The 22,803-nt window shown below is 69.4% G+C and carries 19 protein-coding genes; 8 read left to right on the forward strand and 11 right to left on the reverse strand.

Annotated features, from left to right (window positions below; all coding sequences use genetic code 11):
- Positions 1 to 186: 186 nt before the first annotated feature.
- The 4 genes from ABD770_RS07960 to ABD770_RS07975 form a co-directional block, all read right to left on the reverse strand.
- Positions 187 to 2,034: a glycoside hydrolase family 127 protein gene (locus ABD770_RS07960; protein WP_344819890.1), complete on the reverse strand. Its 1,848-nt coding sequence runs from the start codon at positions 2,032 to 2,034 to the stop codon at positions 187 to 189.
- Complete coding sequence (locus ABD770_RS07965) at positions 2,034 to 2,927, reverse strand: carbohydrate ABC transporter permease (protein ID WP_344819001.1); 894 nt, start codon at positions 2,925 to 2,927, stop codon at positions 2,034 to 2,036. The genes ABD770_RS07960 and ABD770_RS07965 overlap by 1 nt, the downstream gene beginning before the upstream one ends.
- Position 2,928: 1 nt before the next feature.
- On the reverse strand, positions 2,929 to 3,837 hold the full coding sequence (locus tag ABD770_RS07970; RefSeq protein WP_344819002.1) for a carbohydrate ABC transporter permease: 909 nt from the start codon (positions 3,835 to 3,837) through the stop codon (positions 2,929 to 2,931).
- A gap of 88 nt (positions 3,838 to 3,925) precedes the next feature.
- Positions 3,926 to 5,221, reverse strand: a complete 1,296-nt coding sequence (locus ABD770_RS07975; RefSeq protein WP_344819003.1) for an ABC transporter substrate-binding protein — start codon at positions 5,219 to 5,221, stop codon at positions 3,926 to 3,928.
- A 138-nt stretch (positions 5,222 to 5,359) separates the two neighbouring features.
- Here ABD770_RS07975 and ABD770_RS07980 point away from each other — a divergent pair, with 138 nt between their 5' ends.
- Entirely contained in the window at positions 5,360 to 6,382 is a 1,023-nt protein-coding gene (locus ABD770_RS07980; RefSeq protein WP_344819004.1) for a LacI family DNA-binding transcriptional regulator, read from the forward strand.
- A gap of 110 nt (positions 6,383 to 6,492) precedes the next feature.
- Here the strand turns inward: ABD770_RS07980 and ABD770_RS07985 are convergent, their stop codons facing one another.
- Entirely contained in the window at positions 6,493 to 7,416 is a 924-nt protein-coding gene (locus ABD770_RS07985; protein ID WP_344819005.1) for a helix-turn-helix domain-containing protein, read from the reverse strand.
- Positions 7,417 to 7,463: 47 nt separating this feature from the next.
- On the opposite strand from ABD770_RS07985, the gene ABD770_RS07990 reads away from it, so the two are divergent.
- The gene (locus ABD770_RS07990; protein ID WP_344819006.1) at positions 7,464 to 8,147 is read left to right on the forward strand and encodes an SDR family NAD(P)-dependent oxidoreductase; all 684 of its coding nucleotides are present in this window, start codon (positions 7,464 to 7,466) and stop codon (positions 8,145 to 8,147) included.
- 75 nt (positions 8,148 to 8,222) lie between these two features.
- Here ABD770_RS07990 and ABD770_RS07995 read toward each other — a convergent pair whose 3' ends face one another.
- From ABD770_RS07995 to ABD770_RS08020, 6 genes are all read right to left on the reverse strand, one after another.
- Positions 8,223 to 9,068, reverse strand: coding sequence for an NAD-dependent epimerase/dehydratase family protein (locus ABD770_RS07995; RefSeq protein WP_344819007.1), 846 nt, complete (start codon positions 9,066 to 9,068; stop codon positions 8,223 to 8,225).
- A 67-nt stretch (positions 9,069 to 9,135) separates the two neighbouring features.
- The gene (arfA, locus tag ABD770_RS08000) at positions 9,136 to 10,659 is read right to left on the reverse strand and encodes an arabinosylfuranosidase ArfA (protein WP_344819008.1); all 1,524 of its coding nucleotides are present in this window, start codon (positions 10,657 to 10,659) and stop codon (positions 9,136 to 9,138) included.
- An 84-nt stretch (positions 10,660 to 10,743) separates the two neighbouring features.
- Entirely contained in the window at positions 10,744 to 11,655 is a 912-nt protein-coding gene (locus tag ABD770_RS08005; RefSeq protein WP_344819010.1) for a carbohydrate ABC transporter permease, read from the reverse strand.
- Positions 11,655 to 12,596, reverse strand: coding sequence for a carbohydrate ABC transporter permease (locus ABD770_RS08010; RefSeq protein WP_344819012.1), 942 nt, complete (start codon positions 12,594 to 12,596; stop codon positions 11,655 to 11,657). Before ABD770_RS08010 ends, ABD770_RS08005 begins: the two co-directional genes overlap by 1 nt.
- The gene (locus ABD770_RS08015; RefSeq protein ID WP_344819013.1) at positions 12,596 to 13,930 is read right to left on the reverse strand and encodes an extracellular solute-binding protein; all 1,335 of its coding nucleotides are present in this window, start codon (positions 13,928 to 13,930) and stop codon (positions 12,596 to 12,598) included. The genes ABD770_RS08010 and ABD770_RS08015 overlap by 1 nt, the downstream gene beginning before the upstream one ends.
- A gap of 105 nt (positions 13,931 to 14,035) precedes the next feature.
- Positions 14,036 to 15,082, reverse strand: a complete 1,047-nt coding sequence (locus tag ABD770_RS08020) for a LacI family DNA-binding transcriptional regulator (RefSeq protein WP_344819014.1) — start codon at positions 15,080 to 15,082, stop codon at positions 14,036 to 14,038.
- 274 nt (positions 15,083 to 15,356) lie between these two features.
- Here ABD770_RS08020 and chvE point away from each other — a divergent pair, with 274 nt between their 5' ends.
- The 6 genes from chvE to ABD770_RS08050 all read left to right on the forward strand — a co-directional run bounded on the left by chvE (position 15,357) and on the right by ABD770_RS08050 (position 22,764).
- On the forward strand, positions 15,357 to 16,511 hold the full coding sequence (gene chvE, locus ABD770_RS08025) for a multiple monosaccharide ABC transporter substrate-binding protein (RefSeq protein WP_344819015.1): 1,155 nt from the start codon (positions 15,357 to 15,359) through the stop codon (positions 16,509 to 16,511).
- An 81-nt stretch (positions 16,512 to 16,592) separates the two neighbouring features.
- Positions 16,593 to 18,137 (forward strand): multiple monosaccharide ABC transporter ATP-binding protein, encoded by a 1,545-nt coding sequence (mmsA, locus tag ABD770_RS08030; protein WP_344819016.1) that lies wholly within the window; start codon positions 16,593 to 16,595, stop codon positions 18,135 to 18,137.
- Positions 18,134 to 19,357 carry a multiple monosaccharide ABC transporter permease gene (gene mmsB, locus ABD770_RS08035; protein ID WP_344819018.1) on the forward strand — a complete coding sequence of 408 codons (1,224 nt, stop codon included), beginning with the start codon at positions 18,134 to 18,136 and terminating at the stop codon, positions 19,355 to 19,357. Before mmsA ends, mmsB begins: the two co-directional genes overlap by 4 nt.
- 51 nt (positions 19,358 to 19,408) lie before the next feature.
- Entirely contained in the window at positions 19,409 to 20,434 is a 1,026-nt protein-coding gene (locus ABD770_RS08040) for a LacI family DNA-binding transcriptional regulator (protein WP_344819019.1), read from the forward strand.
- Between the two features lie 57 nt (positions 20,435 to 20,491).
- Positions 20,492 to 21,199 carry an L-ribulose-5-phosphate 4-epimerase gene (locus tag ABD770_RS08045; protein WP_344819020.1) on the forward strand — a complete coding sequence of 236 codons (708 nt, stop codon included), beginning with the start codon at positions 20,492 to 20,494 and terminating at the stop codon, positions 21,197 to 21,199.
- On the forward strand, positions 21,196 to 22,764 hold the full coding sequence (locus tag ABD770_RS08050) for a xylulokinase (RefSeq protein ID WP_344819021.1): 1,569 nt from the start codon (positions 21,196 to 21,198) through the stop codon (positions 22,762 to 22,764). The genes ABD770_RS08045 and ABD770_RS08050 overlap by 4 nt, the downstream gene beginning before the upstream one ends.
- Positions 22,765 to 22,803 lie beyond the last annotated feature (39 nt).

Below are 22,803 nucleotides of genomic sequence, written 5' to 3' on the forward strand. Positions count from 1 at the left end.
TCGCCGCCTCCTGAACGATATCAATCGGCCCGTGGCCCTCGACGCCGCTCTCGAGGCCTCTGAGCCCAGCGCCCGCCCCGTGCGCCCGGCCCGGCCGAGGTTTCCTTCCCGTCGCACTTTCTGTCGCCTCGAGGGCCCTCGAGGCGACAGAAAGTGCGACGGGAGCGGGGAACGGGGTGGGAGTGGTCAGGTCGTCGGGATCCACACCCGCATCGTCGAGGGACCGCGCTGCGCCCAGGAATGGTAGGGGACGAGGGCGATCTCGCGGGATTCACCGGTGTCGCGGAGCGTGATGCGCACGCGTGCATGCCCACCCGCCTCGACGGGGGCGGATGCCGTGTCCACGACGGCTTCGGCGACATCGGCGCCGAGGTCAGTGGACTCCAGGGCCATCACCTCGGGCCCGCGCTCGACGGCCACGCAGCCGCGCACGGCGTCCACGCGCGGATCCGGCGCCGTGAACCGCGGCGTCACCGGCAGGTCGAGCTCGATGACGTCCCCCGCGCCGAACGCGCGGCGGATCGTCACCATCCCGGGGGCCGCCTCCACAGCGGGCTCCGTGTTCACGCGCACGGCGGCGCCGTGCGCCCAGGCCGGCACGCGCAGACCGAGCGTCCATTCGCCGTCCTCGACGATCGTGATGCGGATGCGACCGTCCGCCGGGTACGCGGTGGCCGTCTCGAAAGCGACCATTGTGCCGTCGGGCAGCACGGTGCGCACCGTGCACGACGCGTACTGGTGCACCTGCACGCCGTCGTCATCCGCGGTCGCGATGTAGCCGGCCAGACTCGCGAAGGTGCGGGCGAGGTTCGGCGGGCAGCAGGAGACGTCGAACCACGGCGCGCGCAGCGACGACGACGCCCGCGGCGAGGTCGCATCGGGATCCATCGCCTGCGCCGGGGTGCGCCGATGCAGTGTGTTGGCGTAGAAGAACGCGCGGCCGTCGGGAGAGGGGGAGGTCGCCACCACGTTGTACAGGGTGCGCTCGATGAGATCCGCACGGCGCTCGTCGCCGTCGGCCAGCAGCAGGCGCCACGAGAACATGATCGACCCGATCCCCGCGCAGGTCTCCGAGTAGGCCCGGTCGGGCGGCAGCTCCCAGTCCTCGCCGAACGCCTCGTCCTGGTGGTGCGCGCCCTGCCCGCCGGTCAGATAGGTGCGGCGCTCGACGGTGCGCTCCCATTGACCGCGCAGCGCGTGCAGCAGCTCGTCGTCCCCGCTCTCGACAGCCACGTCGACCGCCGAGGCGGCCAGGTAGTTGGCGCGCACCGCATGGCCGCGCAGGGCCTCCGCGGCCCTGACGGGCACGTCGTCCTGGAAGTAGCCGCGGCCCCACTCGATGTCGCCCAGCAGGCCGCGGCCGTGCCGCTGGACGAACAGGGCGGCCTGGGCGACGTACTCCGGCCGCCCGGCGGCTCGGCCGAGCTCGGCCAGACCGACCTCGACCTCGGCGTGCCCGCAGATGGCATCCCGCCCCCGGGCGCCGAACTCCCGGCACACCAGGTCCGCGGCGCGCAGCGCCGTCTCGCGCAGGCCGTCATCGGCATCCGGTCGGGTGCGGATGCGGGCGACGGCGGCCTGGAAGAGATGGCCCAGGCAGTACAGCTCGTGGCCCCACTGCAGCTGCGACCAGCGCTCGCCCTGTCCGGGCCGGCCGAATCTCGTGTTCAGGTAGCCGTCGGGCTCCTGTGCGGCGGCGACCCGCCGCACGATCGCCCGGAACCGGGCCTCCAGCTCCTCATCGTCCGTGCGCCCGATCTCCCAGGCCATGGCCTCGAGCAGCTTGTACACCTCGGAGTCGGAGAACTCGCGCCCGCGACGGCCGGCGGGCAGCGTGCCGGCGGCGGCGAGATCGAAGTTCGGCAGCCAGCCCTCCGACTCGAGCCGCGACTGGATGTGCGTGAGCGTGGCCTGTCCGTTGATGCGCTGACGTCGTGCCCAGAACCCGTCGGTGATCCGCACCTCGTCGATGCCGAGCGGGCGCAGCCGTCCGCTCGAGGGCAAGACGGGAGAAGCCGTGGAGGTCATGATCATCATCCCTTGAACGCGCCGGACATGAAGCCGCGGACGTAATGCCGCTGCAGGATGAGGAACAGGACGATGCACGGCAGCGCGAGCACCACCACCCCGGCCTCCGTCGCCCCGTAGTCGACCACGCCCTGCACCTGACCGCGCAGATTCGCCACCGCCAGGGGCAGCGTCATCCGATTCGTGTCGTTGATGAGGATCAGGGGTGCGAAGAAGTCGTTCCACGCGGTGAGGAAGGCGAACAGGCCGACGGTGATCATCCCGGGCTTGACCGCGGGGAGCATCACCCGCCACAGCGCGCCCCAGCTGGAGCATCCGTCCACGAGGGCGGCTTCGTCCAGCTCCCGGGGGACGGACTCGAACGAGATCCTCATCATGAACATCGAGAACGGCAGCTGGAACATCGTCACCACGAGGGCCACGCCCACCAGCGAGTTCTGCAGACCGACGGCGTTGAGGATGACGTACAGCGGGATCAGGAGGGTCGCGTACGGCACCATCAGGATCGCGAGCACGAGCAGGAACAGCGCGTTCTTGCCGGGGAAGCGGAAGCGGGCGAACGCGTAACCGCCCAGCAGGGAGATGGTCAGCGTCAGCACCACGGTCAGCAGCGCGAGGAACAGGGTGTTCCACAGGTACACCCAGATGCCCGCCTGGTAGTCGCCGAGCGCGGCGTAGTTGCCGAAGCCCCAGCCGTCGGTCTGGCTCGTGCCCGCCATCGGGCTGACGCTGGACACGCCCGTCCAGATCAGCGGGTAGAGGAAGATCACCGCCAGCGCGGTCGTGAACACCCAGTACGGGATGCCGTAGACGAGCCTCTTCGCGGTCGAGCGGTGCCGGGGCGCCGTCGGCCGCGCGTTCGGGGCGACGAGGGCGCGGGTCAGGGTCTGCGAGGACATGTCAGCTCTCCTCGGGGCGGCGGAAGGCGCGCAGCTGGAAGATGTTGATGATGATGAGAGCGGCCAGGACGAGCACCGAGATGGCGCCGGCGATGCCGAGGCTGTTCTGCCCCTGGAAGGCGACGTTGTAGATGAGCTGCACGACGGTCAGCGTGCTGTTGTCGGGGCCGCCCTTGGTGAGGATGTAGAACTGCTCGAAGGCCAGCAGCGAGCCGGTCACGCACATGATCGTGGTCAGCGCGAACGTGGGACGCAGCAGGGGGACGGTGACATCCCGGAAGGTCTGCCATCGACTCGCGCCGTCGATGCGGGCGGCCTCGTACACGTCGTCCGGGATGCCCTGCAGGCCGACGAGCATGAGCAGCATGTAGAAGCCCGCGTACCGCCAGACGATGAGGAAGATGGTCGACCACAGCGCGCCGGACGGCGAGCCGAGGAAGGTGATCCCCCACGAGTTCATCAGATCGGCGAAGGGACCTGCGATCGGCGAGTACAGCACGTAGAACAGCAGGGAGGCGGATGCGAGGCCCAGGGCGCTGGGGACGAGGAAGGCCGTTCGCAGGAAGCCCTTCCATCGGGTCGATTCCTGCACGAGCAGGGCCAGCCCCAGGCCCAGGGCGATGAGGATGACGGTCGTGATGACCGTGTACAGCAGGGTGAAGCGGATGGAATCCCAGAACAGTCGGTGGCCGACCGCATCGACGTAGTTGTCCGGCAGGTTCACGCCGCGGTTCCCACCCAGCAGCGGCCAGTCGGATGCCGACATCTGGAACACCACCACGAGCGGCACGATGAACAGCAGCGCGACGAAGACCGCGGTGGGCGCGGCGTAGAGCCAGCCCTGCAACGGGCCGCCGAGTCCGCTGCGGGTCCGGTGGCGGCGCCGGGGCGGGGCGATGGTCGTGGTCATGATTCTCCTGCGTATGGCCTGCGGGTCGTCCGGGCGCGGGTTCCGCCGCATCCGTGCAGTGCGCGACGGAACCCGCGACGGATGACCGCTACTGCGCGAGGATCGCGGTGATCTCGTCGTTGTCGGCCTCGACCGTGCCGGTGTCGTTGAGGACGGCGTTCCGGATCAGCGTCAGCCACGGGCTGCCCGGGGCGTTGAACGCCTGCTGGAAGTTCGCCGACACGGGCGTGTGGCCCTGACCGGCGACCTCGTTGATGGTGACGATGCGCGGGTCGTCGGCGTAGGCGTTGTCGGCGAGATCGGTGCGCGAGACCGCGTTGCCGTCCTTGGCGAGGACCTCCACCTGAGCCTCTTCCGACATCATCCAGCTGAGGAAGTTCCACGCCTGGTCGGCCTTGGTGGAGTCCTTCGAGATGCCGATCCCGTCACCGCCGTTGAAGGTGGAGACGCCGCCGTCGACTCCGGGCAGTCCGGCCACGCCGGCGTCGAAGTCGAGGGAGGGGAGCAGCGTGGCGGGGAAGGGCATGATGCCGATCCGTCCCTCGCTGAACGCGGCGGTCCAGGTCGGGCCGGTCTCATCCGCGGAGCCGGGCAGGACGGCGCCCGCCTGCTCGAGCTCGCGCCAGGTGTCGAAGACGGCCTGCGCCGCGTCGCCGTCGAGCAGCGCCTCGGTGCCCTCCGGGTTCATGACCTCGTCGCCGGAGGCCCAGATGGACGGGAACCAGGTGAACACGAGGCATCCGCCGCAGTTCAGGCCGCTGGCCGTGCCGTAGATGTCGGGCTTGTTCAGAGCCTGGACGGCGAGGGCGGCGTCCTTGAACTCCTCGAGCGTTGCCGGTGCGGTGTTCGGATCCAGCCCCGCCTCGGCGAACAGGTCCTTGTTCCAGAACAGCATCGACAGGTCGAGCACGAAGGGGAGGACGTACTCCTTGCCGTCCAGCGTCCCCGCCGCGAGGTGTCCGGGGTTGATGGCGTCCTTGTAGTCGAGTCCGTCGATCTGCTCGCTGATGTCGGCGAACAGACCTTGTCCCGCCCAGTTGGGCACGTACACGATGTCGGCGGCGAACAGGTCGGGCAGTCCGCCCGACCCCGCCGCGGCACCGACCTTCGCGACGTAGTCGTCGTTGGGGACGACGGTCAGCTCGACCTGATTCTCGTGGGAGGCGTTGTAGGCGTCCACCAGCAGGTTGGCCTGCCGTTCCAATGGCGCTCTGGTCCACAGGGTGAGCGTCGACCCGTCGTCGGCGCCGGTCGCGGAGATGGGCTCGGCGGGGGTGCTGTCGTCCTCGGCCGGGGTGCAGGCGGCGAGGCCGCCCGCGATCATCGCCGCTGCCAGTGCAACGGCGCCCGCGCGTCGCGCGGTGCGGTGTCGTGTGATGTGCATGGGGGCTCCTCTGACTCTCCTTTGAGTGGCTCCTGGTTCTTCGAAAGTGAACGAAAAGCCTTTCGAACAGGTATATCGTGAGTGTCGCCAGGACGTCAAGAGGTCGAATCGATAACCTTTGCCGAAAGGGGAGGGCGCATGGGTGAGAACACGGGCACGAAGGCGGTCACGTTGAGCGACGTCGCCGCACGTGCGGGTGTGTCGATCGCCACGGCCTCGAAGGCCCTCAACGGACGCGGGGACGTCGCGGCGACGACGCGGGCCCGCGTCCGCGCGGTCGCCGAGGAGCTGTCCTTCACGCCGAACGCCATGGCGCGCGGGCTGTTGGCGGGCAGGACGGGCACGGTGGGACTGCTCACCAGCGACCTCGAGGGCCGCTTCATGCTGCCGATCCTGATGGGGGCGGAGGACGCGTTCGGCGCCGGCCGCGTCAACGTCTTCCTGTGCGATGCGCGAGGAGACGCGATCCGCGAGCAGCATCACCTCCGCGAGCTGTTGAGCAGGCGTGTGGACGGCATCATCGTCGTCGGACGGCAGACCGACCCGCGCAGCTCCCTCGGACAGGGCATCTCCGTCCCCGTCGTCTACGCCTACGCGCCGTCGGACGACCCGCGGGACCTGTCCCTCACGCCCGACAACGTCGCGGGCGGCCGCATGGCGATCGAGCACCTGCTGGCCTGCGGGCGCACCCGCATCGCCCACGTCAGCGGCGACCCGTCCTACGCCGCCGCGCAGGACCGGCTCACCGGTGCGCGCCAGGCCCTGGCGGATGCCGGGCTGCAGCTGGTCGGCGACCCCATGTTCGCGGAATGGAGCGAGCACTGGGGACGGGATGCCACCGCACTGCTGCTGCAGCGCCACCCGGACATCGATGCGATCTTCTGCGGCTCGGATCAGATCGCCCGCGGAGCGCTGGACTCGGCGCGGGATCTCGGACGCGCCGTTCCCGACGACCTGGCCGTCATCGGATACGACAACTGGGAGGTGCTGGCCGAGAACTCCCGCCCCGAGCTGACCAGCATCGACGCGAACCTGCAGCAGCTCGGGCGGCAGGCGGCGCAGAAGGTGTTCGAGGCCATCGACGGCATCGACGTCGGCGCCGGGGTGCGCCATCTCCCGGTGCGGCTCGCGATCCGCGGGTCCACGATCGCCCGCCGATGACCCGCCCCACTCCACCTCGCTGCTCCCGTCGCACTTTCTGTCGCCTCGAGGGCCCTCGAGGCGACAGAAAGTGCGACGGGAACGGGAAACGGGGAACGGGTTCCGAGGGGTCAGACGGCGACCGGCTCCTCGACGGCGAGCCGTGCGAGCGCGGCCTCCTCGGGCGAGCCGGCCTCGGGGTGGAACATCACGAGAGTCATGTCCTCCACGCCGTCGATGACGAGTCGCTCGCGGTGCAGGTTCAGCTCGCCGAGCCGGGGATGGGCGAAGCGCAGCGTCGTGGCGCGCTGCCCTCGCACCTCATGGCGGCTCCACAGCATCCGGAAGCGCGGACTGAGCGCCTGCAGACCCGTGACCAGTTCGAGGAGCCGAGGATCCTCGATGTCCGCCCCCGCGGTCTGGCGCAGGTTCGCCACGAGGCACTCGGTGATGGTCTCCCATTCCGGCAGCAGTGACTGCTCCGCGGGATCCAGGAACAGATCGCGCAGCTGGTTGCGCCCCGCGGCGAGCCTCGGGGAGAGCGCCGTGGCGTGCGCGTTGGCGGCGAGGATGCCGAAGTACCTGTCCTCGACGAAGGCCGGCAGAGACAGCGCGTGCAGCAGGTTCAGGGTGCTCGCCGGCGGGGTGAGCACGGAGAGCCGCCGATGCCCGCCGTGCCCGGAGGTCGCGGCCAGCAGATGCAGATGGACGACGCTCTCCTCGTCGAGCCGGAGCGCACGGGCTATCGCGTCCAGCACCTGCGCGGACGGGTTGCGGTCGCGGCCGCGCTCGAGACGCAGGTAGTAGTCGGCGCTGATGCCGGCCAGCAGTGCCACCTCCTCCCGCCGGAGCCCGGGGACGCGGCGCACCCCCGTGCGGGACAGCCCGGCCTGCTCCGGGGTGATGCGCGCCCGCCGCGCGCGCAGGTAGGAGCCCAGCGGGTTGCGCGCCTCCCGCAGCAGCTCTGCGGACGGATGCGGGCGGTTGCGCGGGGTGGCGGGTCTTGTCGGGGCCAGGGACAGACGGGGCCCTGGCTGATGCTGATCGGCGTGCATACCGTTGCCAACAGGGTGCGCATGCACGCTATTTCGGAAGGATGGTCATGACCGTAACACTCATCACCGGGGCCACCCGCGGCATCGGACTCGAGACCGCTCGGCAGCTCGTGGCGGCCGGGCACGTGGTCTACGTGGGTGCTCGCGACGCGGAGCAGGGGAGGAGGGTCGCGGAGGACATCGGTGCACGCACCGTGCAGCTCGATGTGACCGATGACGCATCCGTGGCGGCGGCGCTCGCCGCGATCGAGGCTGAGCAGGGCTTGCTGGACGTGCTGGTCAACAACGCGGGCGTGCTGGAGACCGGCTGGGACCCTGCGGCCGCGACGCGCTCCTTCGAGGTCAACGTCATCGGGGTGCTGCGCGTGACCGAGGCGGCCCTCCCGCTGCTGCGCAGGTCGGACAGCGCCAGCGTGGTCACCGTCTCCAGCAGCGCCGGGTCGTTCTGGGCCGCCACCACGCCGGAGCGCCCGGAGTACGGCCTGTCGGTGCCGCTCTACTCGGCGTCGAAGGCGGCGGCCAGCATGCTGACCCTGCAGTACGCGAAGGCGAACCCCGGCATCCGGTTCAACGCCCTCGAGCCGGGATCGACGGCCACCGACATGACGGCGGCGTTCGGCATCGGCCGCCCCGTCGCCGAGAGCGCGCAGGTGGTCGTCCGCCTGGCGACCCAGGGCCCGGACGGCCCGACCGGGACGCTCCAGGACGAGCACGGCGTGCTGGCCTGGTGAGGGGGCGACCTCCCCGGCCCGCGCGATGAGCGGTCGGGGAGGACGCCGGCGAGGCGGACGGCGGCGTCGTCCGCCTCACACGTGGTCGCGCCAGGTGTGCCGGGGCTCGAACCCCAGCACCTCCCTGGCGTGATCGATCGAGAGCAGCGTCTCGTGCTCGCCCACCTCGCGCGTGACGGGGACGTCGGGGAAAACCTCCGCGATGAGCTCGCCGTTCGGGCGGGACATGACGGTGTCGGCGGCGGCGATGATGAACCGGTCGAAGCCGGGGCCCGCCACCTGCAGCGCGCGCTCCACGGCCTGCGCACCGTCCCGTGCGTCGATGTACCCCCACAGGTTCCACTTGCGCCGCAACGGGTCGGCGTCGAAGGACGGGAACTGCGCGTAGTCCTCGGGCACCATGACGTTCGAGAAGCGCAGCGCGGTGATCGACAGGTCCGGATGCCAGCGCACGAGCTCCCTCGCCAGCTGCTCCTCCAGGGCCTTCACGAGCGAGTACACGGATTCCGGTCGCGCCGGATACTCCTCGTCGACGGGGATGTACGGCGGCGGGACGTCGAACGGCAGGCCCAGCACCGTCTCGCTGGACGCGTAGACGATGCGTCGGATGCCGAGCCTGGCCGCCGCCCAGAACACGTTGAAGGTGGCCGGCATGTTGTTGTGGAACGTGGCCACGTCGCTACGGATGCCGGGGGCGGGGATCGCGCCGAGGTGCACCACGGCGTCGATGCCGTCATGGAGGTCGCCCACGGCGGTGAGCGCGTCGACGACCTGCCCGTAGTCGGTGAGGTCGACCTGCACGAAGTCCGGGCCGCGGGCGCCCACGACGTCCATCCCGATCACATCCCAGCCGTTCGCGCGCAGCTCGCGGGCGACCACGCTGCCGAGCTTGCCGGATGATCCTGTCAGTGCGATGCGCATGCGTCCTGCCTTCCCCGTGCTCCGATCGCAACGCTACCGGTGCGGGAGCACCGGCGGCAGCCGGTGCTCATCCCAGTTCGATGACCGACCACGACAGCGCAGGCAGGGTCGCGCGCACAGCGCCGTCGACGACCTCGGCGGCGGTCAGCGGCACCATGTGCACGGCATCCGGAGCCGCCTCGAGATTGGCCGTATGACGGTCCCCGCCCTCGGGAATCGTCAGCGTCTCCGCCTTCAGCAGCCGCAGGTCGCTGAACCCGTGCAGATCGACCGTCAGATCCGACGCGTCGACCAGCGACCGGTTGGCGACGAACACGACGACCCGCCCGGACTCCTCGTCCCACGTGGCGGCCGCATCCACCGCATCCACGTCGCCGTAGCGCTTCGTGGTGATCTGCGATGCCGACACGGCGGTCTGCAGGATGCGTCCGCGGGCCAGCCGCGCCATGCGCTCGAAGGGCCAGAAGCTCGTCTGCCGCCAGGCGGACCCGCCCTCCTCCGAGCGGATCGGGGCGATGACGTTGACCAGCTGCGCCTGGTTGGCGATCTTCACCCGGTCCCCGTGCCGCAGCAGGCTGTTCAGGAAGGTGCCCACGACCACGGCATCCGTGACCGAGTAGGTGTCCTCGATGAGCCGCGGGTGCTCGCGCCACGTCTTCGAGACCCGGTGCGGCTGGTCGTCGGTGTCGAGCCCGGACTGATACCAGACGTTCCATTCGTCGAAGGAGATGTCCACCTGCTTGGTGTGCTTGCCTGCGGCCCTGACGGCATCGATGGTGGCCACGACGCCGTCGATGAAGGCGTCCATCTCCACGGCCTCGGCGAGGAACGACTCCGCGTCGCCGTCGTGCTCCTGGTAGTAGGCGTGCATCGAGATGTAGTCGACCTCGTCGTAGGCATGGGTGAGCACCGTGTGCTCCCAGGAGCCGAACGTCGGCATCGAGCGGCCCGAGGACCCGACCGCGACCAGCTCGATGGAATCGTCGACGAGCTTCATGGCCTTGGCGGCCTCCTGCGCCAGCCGGCCGTACTCGTGCGCGGTCTTGTGACCGATCTGCCAGGGGCCGTCGAGCTCGTTGCCCAAGCACCAGAGCTTGATGTCGAACGGATCGGCGGCTCCGTTGCGTCGCCGCAGGTCGGACCAGTGCGTTCCGCCGGGGTGGTTGGCGTACTCGACCAGCGCACGCGCGGCCTCCACACCGCGGGTGCCCAGGTTCACGGCCTCCATCACCTCGACGTCGGCCTCGCGCGCCCAGTCGACGAACTCGTGCAGACCGAACGCGTTGGTCTCGATCGTGTGCCAGGCGCCGTCGATCCGCACCGGGCGATCGGCGGCCGGGCCGATTCCGTCCTCCCAGCGGTACCCGGAGACGAAGTTGCCGCCCGGGTAGCGCACGACGGTCGGACCCATCTCCCGCACCAGAGCCAGCACATCCTTCCGGAAGCCGCGCTCATCGGCCTGGGGATGCCCGGGCTCGAAGATCCCGGTGTAGACGCAGCGTCCCATGTGCTCGACGAACGAGCCGAACAGGCGTCGGGGGACGTCGGCGATCGTGAAGTCGCGGTCGATGGTGATGCGGGCGTGGGTCATGGTTCTCCTTGCGGTGCGGTCTCGAGGTCTCAGGACGGGTCGGAATCTCGGGGGTGTGGCGGCGAACGTCGCTCGGCGGACCGGCTACTGGCCGCCGAAGCCGCTGGTGGCGACGCCCTTGACGATCTGCTTCTGGAAGATCAGGAAGATGATGATCAGCGGCAGGGCTGCCAGCACGGCCTGCGCCATGACCTGCGCGTACTGCACACCGTACGCGCTGATCACCGTCTGCAGGCCCACCGGCAGCGTCATCAGCGTGGTGTCGTTGATGACGAGGAACGGCCAGAGGAAGTTGTTCCAGGCGCCGATGAAGACGAAGATCGCGACGGATGCCAGGATCGGCCGTGACAGCGGGAGCGCGATCGACCAGAAGATGCGGAACCTGTTCGCGCCGTCCACGCGCGCGGCGTCCTCCAGCTCGATGGGGACCGCGTCGAAGAACTTCTTCAGGATGAACACCATCGCCGGCGCCACCACCTGGGGCAGGATGAGTCCCCAGTAGGTGTCGACCATGTTGAAGGCCAGCATCTCGTAGAACAGCGGGATGATCAGCACCTGGGGCGGTACGACGATCGACGCGATGATCGTGACGAACAGCCAGCGGCGCCCGCGGAAGTCCAGGCGCGAGAACGCATAGGCGGCGCCTGCGGAGATCGCCACGGTGATGACCGTGATCGCGACCGAGGTGAGCAGGCTGTTCCAGGCCCAGATGTACACGTTGCCCTGGGACAGGATCGCGGAGAACGCGTCGAGGGTCGGTCCGCTCGCACCGATCCACGAGGGATCGCCGGAGGCGGCATCCGTCTCGGTCTTGAATCCTGTCGCCACGGCCCACAGGAACGGCAGCAGCCAGCCCACCGCGAGCACGGCGAGGATGAGGAACGCCACCACCCGCAGCGGGGCGAACGGCTTCCCTCCCGGCAGGTGCGCACGGCGCGCGCGGCGCGGTCGGGCGACGGTGACGGCTTCGGTCGGCGAGAGCGTTGCGGTGGACATCACAGCTCCTTCTTGCGGCGGGTCACGACGGCCTGGGCGACGCCGACGATGACGATCAGGGCGAAGAACACGTAGGAGATGGCGGCGGAGAAGCCGAACCGGTAGCTGACGAACCCGGCCTCGTAGATGTACTGGACGATCGAGCGGGTGGTGTCGCTCGCGACTCCGCCGAGCATCTGATACGCCTGGTCGAACAGCTTCAACGATGCGAGGATCTGCAGGATCAGGATGAGCACCGTCGCCGGACCCAGCTGGGGCAGCGTGATCGACCAGAACTGGCGCCATCCTCCTGCGCCGTCCAGCGATGCCGCCTCATACTGCTGGGAGGGGATGTTCTGCATGGCGGCGAGGTACAGCAGGAAGTTGAAGCCGACCGTCCACCACACGGTGGCGATCACGATCGACAGCATGTTCGTGTCGGGGTTCTGCAGCCAGGCGATCGGCTCCAGCCCCACCGCCTCGAGGATGCTGTTGGCGGCACCGATCTGCGGGTTGAAGATCCACACCCAGATCTGGGAGATGACGGTGGATGCCAGCAGGTACGGCATGAAGAACGACAGGCGCCACAGCCACTGGCCGGGCAGCCCGCGATCGACGAGCGCGGCCATGAGCAGGGCGAGGACGACGAGCGGCACGGTCGACAGCACGGTGAACCACACCGTGTTCCACAGCGACTGCCACATCACCGGGTCGCCCAGCGCCTCGGCGTAGTTGGCGAAGCCGACGAACCCGCCGCCCTGACCGGTCAGCGATTGATCGGTGAAGCTCAGGTAGACGCCGTGCACGATGGGCCAGACGAGGAACAGCACGAAGGCGATGAGGAACGGCGCGAGGAACGCCCAGCTGACCAGCTGCTCGTGACGTGCGGGGCCGGTCGTGCGCAGCGCCGCGCCGCCACTGCGGCCGGTGACGACCGCATGGGTGTCCGCGATGGCGGTCATCACTGCCACCTTCCTTCCGGGTCGGCGGGGTTGGGCTGGGCGAGCAGCGTGTTCACGCGGTCGGTGAACCTGTCGATCGCCGCGCCGGGATCATCGCCGCTGAGCAGCACGCCCTGCACGGCCGCGCCGAACTCGCCCTGGAAGTTGGAGCCGGAGCCGGTGAACCAGGCCTCGGGGTCGTAGACCACGTGCTCCGCAGCCTCCGCGTAGTGCGCCTGCGGCAGCAGCCCCGCGTACTCGGAGGACTCGGTCACGGGCAGGTACGCCGGGATGTGCCCGGCCTCCGCCCAGCCGAACGAGCCCTGGAGCATGTCGGCGACGAACCGGTAGGTCAGATCGCGGCGGTGCGCGTCGGCGTCCGCCTGGTGGGGGAGCACGAAGGAGTGGGAGTCGGCGTACACCGCGGGCGTGCCGTAGATCGTCGGGATCATCGTGGCGTCGAACGGCAGGCCGGCGTTCTGCATGGTGCGCAGCTCCCACACGCCGGTCATCAGCATGCCGCTCTCCCCGGTCGCGAACTCCGCGATCGCGGTTCCGTAGTCGTTCTGCGCGGCGGCGATCTCGCCGTCCAGCAGCGACTGCATGAACATGAGCGTCTCGACCGCGGCATCCCTGTCGATGCCCATCTCACCGCCCACCGGCAGGTCGATGGCCATCCCGTGCTGTGCGTACAGGCCGTAGAACAGCCGCCACATCTGCGCGCCGTCGCCGAGGTAGCCGTACGACAGCGCGTGGCCGCCGGCCACCGCGCCGACCTCGCGCAGCTGATCGAGGAACTGCTCGGGCGTGGAGGCCGGCTTCAGCCGGCCGTCGGAGTCGAGCACGCCCGCGGCATCGCAGATGTCGGTGTTGAACATGAGCACGAACGGATGCGCGTCCAGGGCGACGCTGAAACGCCGCCCGCCGACGATGCCCTTCTGCCAGATCGGTGCGGGGAAGGTCGACTCGTCCACGCCGAGCTCGGCGAGTCGGTCGAGATCCCAGTCGTCCAGAAGCCCGCCCGGCGCCCACCCCGCCACGCGCGTCGCGTGCATGATCGCGATGTCGGGAGCGCGCCCCCCTGCTCCCGCCATCGCGAGCTTCGTGTAGTAGGGCGTCCCCCACGCCAGCACCGTGGGGCGAATGCGGTAGGCGTCCTGGGCGGCGTTGGCGGCGTCCAGCAGCTGCGACATGGTGACGCCGTCACCGCCGGAGAGCAGATGCCAGAACTGGAGGGTCTGGGCGGTGGAGCCGGATGCGGATGCCGGTGCGCAGCCGGCCAGTGCGGCCGTGCCCGCCAGCAGAGAGGCGGCGGTGAGGAACTGCCTGCGGGTCAGATCGGGTGGGGGCGTCATCAATCACTCCTTTGTGAACGGCACCATCATTACATCGTGGTAATCGTGTGCACAAGACCTCATCGGGAGAAGGTCGCTGCAAGGGTGCGGAGCTCGTGCTCGGAGTCAGTGCGGTCGGCCGCGCGGAACGGCAGCCGTACTGTCGCGCTCATGGAGCCGGTGGGGGATCGTCATCGACCGCGGTGCCGCGGTGGGATCGTCGATGCGCGAGACGAGCAGGTCGAGCGCGGATTCCGCGAGCGCATCACGGTCGAACGCCACGGTGGTCAGTGACGGGGTCGTGAAGGCCGAGAGCTCGACGTCGTCGAACCCCGCCAGCAGGACGTCCTCGGGCACCCGGATGCCGGCTTCCGCGAGCGCGTGCAGTGCGCCGAACGCCAAGGAGTCGGTGAAGGCGATCACGGCATCGATCTCGACGCCGCGGTCCAGCAGCTCCCGCATGGCCTCGGCTCCGGAGGCCATCGACCAGGGCATCCGGTAGACCTCCCTGCGCGGGTCGCTGTCGATCCCCGCCTCCGCGAGCGCATCGTGCACGCCCTCCAGTCGCAGTCGGCTGGTGGCCGTCGCCTCCGTGCGAGCCGTGGCGCCGCCGATCACCGCGATGCGTCGCGCACCGCGGGAGAGGACGTGCCGCGCGATCTCGGCGGCGGCGAGCCGACTGTCTATGCCGGCGTGGTCCGCGCGCTGCTGCTCCACCTCGCCGATCACCACCAGCGGCGGCAGATCATCGGCATCGTGCAGCACGCTGTCCTCGAGACGGACCGGGTTGAGGATCAGGCCGTCGACCTGGCGCCGGCGAGCACGGGCCAGCAGCTCGCCCTCCCGCTCCGGCGACTGTGCGGTCTCCTCGAACTGCACCGCGAGGCCGCGCCGGTGCGCGGCGGCGACGAGGCTGTGCACCAGCTCCGCCGAATACGCGGTCGCGAGGTCCGGCAGCGCCACGGCGATCGTGCCCGACCGGCCGGTGCGCATCCCTCGCGCGCTGAGATTGGGCACGAAGTCCAGTTGCGCCATCGCACGATCGACGCGCGCCCGTGTCTCCTCACTGACCGCGAACGCCCCCGTCACGACGTTCGACACCGTCTTGGGCGATACGCCGGCCAGCGCGGCGACGTCCTTCATCGTCGCGCGACGCCGAGGCCGTGCAGTCATGCGCGTCAGCCTAGTCGGCCGCCGCCGCGCACCGTCGCGTGCGGGGAGGCGCCGTCGACCATGCGGTAAGGATGTGGACGGAGAAGGTCACGAAACCGCAACGCATTCCCCGAGCCGGTTGACACGATTCACTGCCGGTTGGAAGTCTTGTGTGACCGGTCACAGTCGGGGTGCATGAAACCCGAGGAAGAGCGTGACCGGGAACCGATGGCCCATTCGGCACCGCGGGCGACATGTCCGCGGACGCCGGACTCGACGATGAGGAGACTTCACGATGAAGCGGAACCTTCTGCGCACGATCGCACTGTCCGGGGCGGTGGCACTCGGGCTCGGGCTCACGGCCTGCGGCTCGGACTCCACGGAGCCCGCTGCGGATGGCGGGGACAGCACGGCCGAGGAGCTCCTGGTCGGCGTCGCGATGCCGACGGAGACCTCGGAGCGCTGGATCGCCGACGGCGACGCCGTCAAGTCCCAGCTCGAGGAGGCCGGCTACGAGGTCGACCTGCAGTTCGCCAACGACGACATCCCGCGTCAGCAGCAGCAGCTGGACCAGATGATCACCAACGGTGCGGACATCCTCATCGTCGCGTCGATCGACGGCACAGCACTGGCGACCCAGCTGGAGAACGCCGCCAGCAAGGGCATCCCGGTCATCGCCTACGACCGGCTCATCAACGGCACGGAGGATGTCGACTTCTACGTCACCTTCGACAACTTCCAGGTCGGTGTCCAGCAGGCCCAGTCGCTGCTGCGCGGACTCGGGTACCTCGATGAGAACTACGAGGAGACGGGGCTCGACGAGAACAAGACCATCGAGCTGTTCGCCGGATCGCCCGATGACAACAACGCGACCTTCTTCTACAACGGCGCGATGGAGACGCTGCAGCCGTACTTCGACGACGGCCGTCTGACGGTCGGCTCCGGTCAGACCGACTTCGACACCATCTCCACGCTGCGCTGGGACCAGGCCATCGCGCAGAAGCGCATGGAGGACCTCATCACCAGCACCTATGACGGCGGAGCGAAGGCGCTCGACGGCGTCCTCTCGCCGTTCGACGGCATCTCCCGCGGCGTGATCACGGCGCTGGAGAACGCCGGATACGGCTCGACGCTCGAGGAGGGGCTGCCGATCGTCTCCGGTCAGGATGCCGATGTCGCGTCGGTCAAGATGATCAACGAGGGCGTGCAGTACGCCACGATCTTCAAGGACACCCGCAAGCTCGCGACCCAGGCCGCGGCTGCGGCGGAGGCCTTCGCCGCGGGTGAGGACCCGGAGCCCAACGACACCGAGTCGTACGACAACGGTGTGAAGGTCGTCCCGTCGTACCTGCTGGAGTCGGACATCGTCGTGGCCGACAACATCCAGAGCCTGCTGATCGACTCGGGGTACTGGACCGAGGCCGAGGTCGCCTCCGGCGTCGCCGAGTAAGGACCCGAACCCGGGTGCGCCGGCCACGCATCGGCCGGCGCACCCGCATCGGGTCGCAGGACTGCAATGACAGGAGCAGAGATGTCCGACGTCATCCTCGAGATGCGCAGCATCACCAAGAACTTCCCCGGCGTGAAGGTGCTCGATCAGGTGAGCCTGCGTGTCGAGCGCGGTGAGATCCACGCCATCTGCGGCGAGAACGGCGCCGGGAAGTCGACCCTGATGAAGGTCCTCTCCGGCGTGTACCCCTACGGCAGCTACGACGGCGAGATCGTCTTCAACGGCGAGGGCCAGAGGTTCGACGCGATCAAGGACTCCGAGCGGGCCGGGATCGTCATCATCCACCAGGAACTCGCACTGGTCCCGTATCTGTCGATCGGAGAGAACATCTTCCTCGGCAATGAGGTCGTCCGCCGCGGACTCATCAACTGGCACGAGGTGAACGCCCACGCCTCCGCGCTGATGGAGCGGATCGGTCTGAGCGAGAACCCGACCACTCTCGTCGGCCAACTCGGCGTGGGCAAGCAGCAGCTGGTGGAGATCGCCAAGGCGCTGACCAAGGACGTCAAGCTGCTCATCCTCGACGAGCCGACAGCCGCGCTGAACGACACCGACTCGGCGCACCTGCTCGGCCTGCTCCGAGAGCTGCGCGACCAGGGCATCACCTGCATCATCATCAGCCACAAGCTCGGGGAGATCGTCGACATCGCGGATTCGACGACGATCATCCGCGACGGCAGGACGATCGAGACGATCGACATGCACGGCCCGGATGCCACGCAGGAGCGCATCATCCGCGGGATGGTGGGCCGCGAGCTGGCCAGCCGGTTCCCCCCGCGCACCCCGGAGGTCGGCGAGGAGATCTTCCGCGTCGAGGACTGGACGGTCATGCATCCGACCCAGGCCGACCGCGTCGTCGTCGACGGCGCGTCGATCTCCGTCCGCGCGGGTGAGATCGTCGGCATCGCCGGGCTCATGGGCGCCGGACGCACGGAGTTCATGATGAGCGTCTTCGGGCGCAGCTACGGCCGGGACGCGCGGGGACGGGTGCTCCTGCGCGGCGAGGAGATCTCCACCCGAACCGTGAAGGAGGCGATCGGCAACCGGATCGCCTACGTGTCGGAGGACCGCAAGCAGTACGGGCTCAACCTCATCAGCGACATCAAGACGAACATCTCCTCCTCCGCGCTGGGCAAGCTCGCCACCGCCTCGATCTTCGTCAACGGCAATGAGGAGATCCGGGTCGCCGAGCAGTTCCGGCAGGACCTGAACATCAAGTCCCCCACCGTCGCGCAGGTCGTGGGCAACCTCTCCGGCGGGAACCAGCAGAAGGTCGTCCTGTCGAAATGGCTGTACACCGATCCGGACGTGCTCATCCTCGATGAGCCGACGCGAGGCATCGACGTCGGAGCGAAGTACGAGATCTACGAGATCATCGGCGCCCTGGCGGCGGCCGGGAAGGCGATCATCGTGGTCTCCAGCGAGCTGCCCGAGCTGCTCGGGCTCTCCGACCGCATCTACACACTGGCCTATGGGCGCATCACGGGCGAGCTTCCCCGCGCGCAGGCGACGCAGGAGAAGCTCATGTCCCTCATGACGATCGAGACGAAGGAGGCCGTTGCATGAGCAACGTCTTCACCGAGGTCACCGACCTCATCAAGCACAATCTGCGCACCTCCGGCATCTACATCGCGTTCATCGCGATCGTCGTGATCTTCACGATCACGACAGGGGGAACGCTGCTGAACCCCGAGAACGTGACCAACCTCGTGCTGCAGAACGCGCACATCCTCATCATGGCGCTCGGGATGATCCTGATGATCGTGGGCGGGCACATCGACCTGTCCGTCGGTTCCGTCCTCGCCTTCGCCTCCGCGGTGTCCGCGGTGCTGGTCATCCGGATGGGCATGCCCTGGTGGGTCGGGATCACCGCCGCGATCATCACCGGCATCCTCGTCGGAGTCTGGCAGGGGTTCTGGGTGGCGTACGTGGGCATCCCCGCGTTCATCGTGACCCTGGCCGGAATGCTGCTGTTCCGCGGCCTGACCTGGCTGGTGCTCGACAACGTCTCGCTGTCGCCGTTCCCCCGCGGATACCGCGAGGTCGCCAGCGGATTCATCCCCTCCGTGCTCGGGGAGATCACAGTCGGTCAGGGACAGGGCCTGAAGAGCGTCGCGCAGACCGTCGACATCTTCACGCTTCTCATCGGCGTCGTGGCCGTGATCGGGCTGATCGCCGCGGCCTGGCGCAGTCGCCGCGCCCGTCTGGGCTACAACCAGCCGGTCGAGTCGATGGCGCTGTTCGTCATCAAGCTCGTCGTGCTCTCCGCCGTGATCCTCGCCTTCGCCTGGGCGATGGCGTACAACCGCGGTTTCCCCATCGTGCTGATCATCGTGGCGGTGCTGATCCTCGTCTACAACGTGGTGACCAATCGCACCGTGTTCGGCCGCCACGTGTACGCCGTGGGCGGGAACCTGTCCGCCGCGCGCCTGTCCGGGGTGAACGTGCGCAGCACGAACTTCTGGATCATGACCAACATGGGTTTCCTCACCGGTGTGGCCGCCGCCGTGTTCTCCGCGCGATCCAACGGCGCGCAGCCGGGCATGGGGAACATGTTCGAGCTCGACGTGATCGCGGCGTGCTTCATCGGCGGTGCGTCCACCATGGGCGGCGTCGGCCGCGTCGGCGGAGCCCTGGTGGGAGGTCTGGTCATGGCGGTGATCTCCAACGGCATGCAGCTGATGGGCGTTCCGCAGTCCGCGCAGCAGATCATCAAGGGTCTGGTGCTTCTGCTGGCCGTCGCCTTCGACATCTACAACAAGCGTCGTGCGGGTGCGACCCGATGACGGCGGTCCGCCTGGCACGCCGTCCTGAGACGGGGCAATAGGCTCCTGCTCATGGGTGATACCGAGGGTTCTCGTACGCATGCGGCCGGTGTCCGCGACGTCGCGGCACTGGCCGGCGTGTCCCGCCAGACCGTGTCCCGCGTGCTCAACGAGCATCCCGACGTCGCTCCGGCCACCCGGGAGAAGGTGCTCGCGGCGATGAGCCGTCTGGACTACCGCGTCAACACCGCCGCCCGGGCACTGGGCACGCGACGCTCGTGGACGATCGGGGTGCTGGCCTCCGACGTGCTGCAGTTCGGACCGCTGCGCAGCCTGGCCGCCCTCGAGGCGTCGGCACGCGAGGCCGGCTACTGGGTGTCCACGGCGTTCGCGGATGCCGGGGACCCGGCCTCGGTGCTCCGTGCCATCGACCATCTGCGCACCCAGGCCGTCGACGGGCTCGTCGTCTTCGCCCCGCACGCCCGCACCCTCGATGCGCTGGAGGCGCTCGACATCGAGATCCCCCGCGTCCTGCTGCACACCGCCGGGCGGGACCGTCCCGCGTTCACCGTGGACCAGATCGCCGGGGCACGGATGGCCGTCGCCGCGCTCGCCGAGCGCGGACACGAGCGGATCGCGCACCTGTCCGGACCGGCGGACTGGCTCGAGGCCGAGGCCCGCGTGACGGGGTTCCGCGCCGAGCTGGCGGCGCGCGGCCTCCCGGAGGGCGTCGTGCTCCCCGGTGACTGGACGCCGCGCGCGGGCTTCGCTGCGGCCCGTGCGGTGCACGGATCCGGCGTCACGGGCGTCTTCGCCGCGAATGATCAGATGGCGCTGGCGCTGATGTCGGGGCTCAGGTCTCTGGGGATCGCGGTCCCGGAGGACGTCAGCGTCGTCGGCTTCGACGACATCCCGGACGCGGAGTACTCGTGGCCGTCGCTGACGACCGTCAGACAGGACTTCGAGGAGCTCGCCCGCCGCGCCGTCGCGGTGCTGACAGGGAGCTCCTCCGGTGAGGAGGATCCGGTGCAGCCGGTGCTGATCACCCGTGAATCCGTGGTCCCGCCCGGCCGTGATCCGCGCAGGATTGCGACGTGAAAGAGTTCTTGAGACAATGACCGTGACCGGTCACACCTTCACAGAGGAGTAAGGCGCATGGTGGCATTCAGCCCGGAGATCGAGGACGCGATCGTCGCCGTCCGTGCCGACGTCGCCCGCCTGCACGGCGAGCTCGTGCGCTACGGCCTGGTGGTGTGGACCGGCGGGAACGTGTCCGGTCGGGTGCCCGGCGCCGACCTGTTCGTCATCAAGCCGTCCGGCGTGAGCTATGACGACCTCGCGCCGGAGAACATGATCCTCTGCGATCTGGACGGGAACGTCGTCCCCGGGACCTCGGGCAGCGACCGGTCCCCCTCCAGCGACACCGCCGCGCACGCCTATGTGTACCGGAACATGCTCGAGGTCGGGGGCGTCGTGCACACGCACTCCACGTACGCCGTGGCGTGGGCCGCGCGCGGTGAGGAGATCCCCTGCGTCATCACGGCGATGGCCGACGAGTTCGGGGGACCGATCCCGATCGGCCCCTTCGCGATCATCGGCGACGACTCCATCGGCCGCGGGATCGTCTCCACCCTGCGCGGCCACCGCTCCAGGGCCGTGCTCATGCAGAACCACGGCCCGTTCACGATCGGCGCGGATGCGAAGGACGCGGTCAAGGCCGCCGTCATGGTCGAGGACGTGGCGCGCACCGTCCACCTCGCCCGTGAAGCGGGCCCGCTGGTCCCCATCCCGCAGGAGGCGATCGACAGCCTGTACGACCGGTACCAGAACGTGTACGGCCAGAGCACGGACGCGCGGCGATGAGCGGCCCGGAGGACGCGATCCGCGAGGGTCGCACCGCGCTCGGCATCGAGTTCGGCTCGACGCGCATCAAAGCCTGTCTGATCGACGCGACCACCCACGAGGTCCTGGCCACCGGATTCCACGACTGGGAGAACAGCTTCCAGGACCGACTGTGGACCTACCCCCTCGACGCCGTGTGGACGGGGCTGCAGACGGCGTATGCCGGCGTCGTCGCCGACGCCGAGGACCGGCACGGCGTGCGTCCGGAGACGTTCGGCGCCATCGGCATCTCGGCGATGATGCACGGGTACCTCGCCCTCGACGACGCCGGTGACCTGCTCGCGCCGTTCCGCACCTGGCGGAACACCAACACGGGCCCGGCCGCCGCGGAGCTCACCGAGCTGCTGGGCGTGAACATCCCCCTGCGGTGGTCGGTCGCGCACCTGCGCCAGGCGCAGCTGGACGCGGAGCCGCACGTCTCCCGGGTGGCGTCGATCACCACCCTCGCCGGGTATGTGCACGGGAAGCTCACCGGCCGGCGCGTCCTCGGCATCGGCGACGCCTCCGGCATGTTCCCCATCGACTCCGCCGCGCACGACTACGACCAGGAGCTCATCGACCGCTACGACGCCCATGTCGGCGGCGACCTGCGTGCGCTGCTGCCCGAGGTGCTCGTCGCCGGTGCCGACGCCGGCGAGCTGACGGCGGACGGTGCGGCGCTGCTCGATCCGTCCGGCGCGCTGCAGCCGGGCATCCCGCTGTGTCCGCCGGAGGGCGATGCCGGAACCGGCATGGTCGCGACGGGCGCCGTCGCACCGCGCACCGGGAACGTGAGCGCCGGCACGAGCATCTTCGCGATGGTCGTGCTCGAGCATCCGCTCGCCGAGGTGCATCCCGAGCTCGACCTGGTCACCACCCCGGCGGGAGACCCCGTCGCGATGGTGCACTGCAACAACGGGGCCAGCGAGCTGGCGGCCTGGGTGGGGCTGTTCGCCCGGTTCGCCGAGGCATCCGGCGTCCCCGGCACCGCGGATGCCGTGTACGAGACCCTCTTCCGCGAGGCGCTGGACGGCGACGCCGACGCCGGCGGCCTGCTCGCGTACAACCATCTCGCCGGCGAGCCGATCGCGGGTCTCGAGGAGGGTCGTCCGCTGTTCGTGCGCACGCCCGACAGCCGTCTCACCCTCGCCAACGTCATGCGCGCCCAGCTGTACGGCGTGTTCGGAACGCTGAGCCTGGGCATGCGCGTGCTGAGCGCGGAGGGCGTCCGGCTGGACCGGATGCTCGCGCACGGCGGCATGTTCCGCACGGCCGGTGTCGCTCAGCGCCTGCTGGCCGGAGCGCTGAACGCGCCGGTGGCCGTCGGCGAGACGGCATCCGAGGGCGGCGCGTGGGGGATGGCGGTGCTCGCGGCCTACCTCGGCGCGGACCGGAGTCTGGTCGACCACCTCGCCGAGCGCGTGTTCGCCGATGCCGACATCCGCGTCGTCGAGCCCGACCCCGCCGACGTCGCCGGCTACGCGGACTACCTGGACCGCTACCGTGCGGGCCTGGCGGTCGAGGCCGCCGCCGTCTCGGTCCTCTGACCCCGGCACTCCTCCCGCATCGGACAACGAAGGAACGAC

The organism is Microbacterium soli, from assembly GCF_039539005.1.
In the GTDB taxonomy this organism is placed as follows: Bacteria; Actinomycetota; Actinomycetes; order Actinomycetales; family Microbacteriaceae; genus Microbacterium; species Microbacterium soli.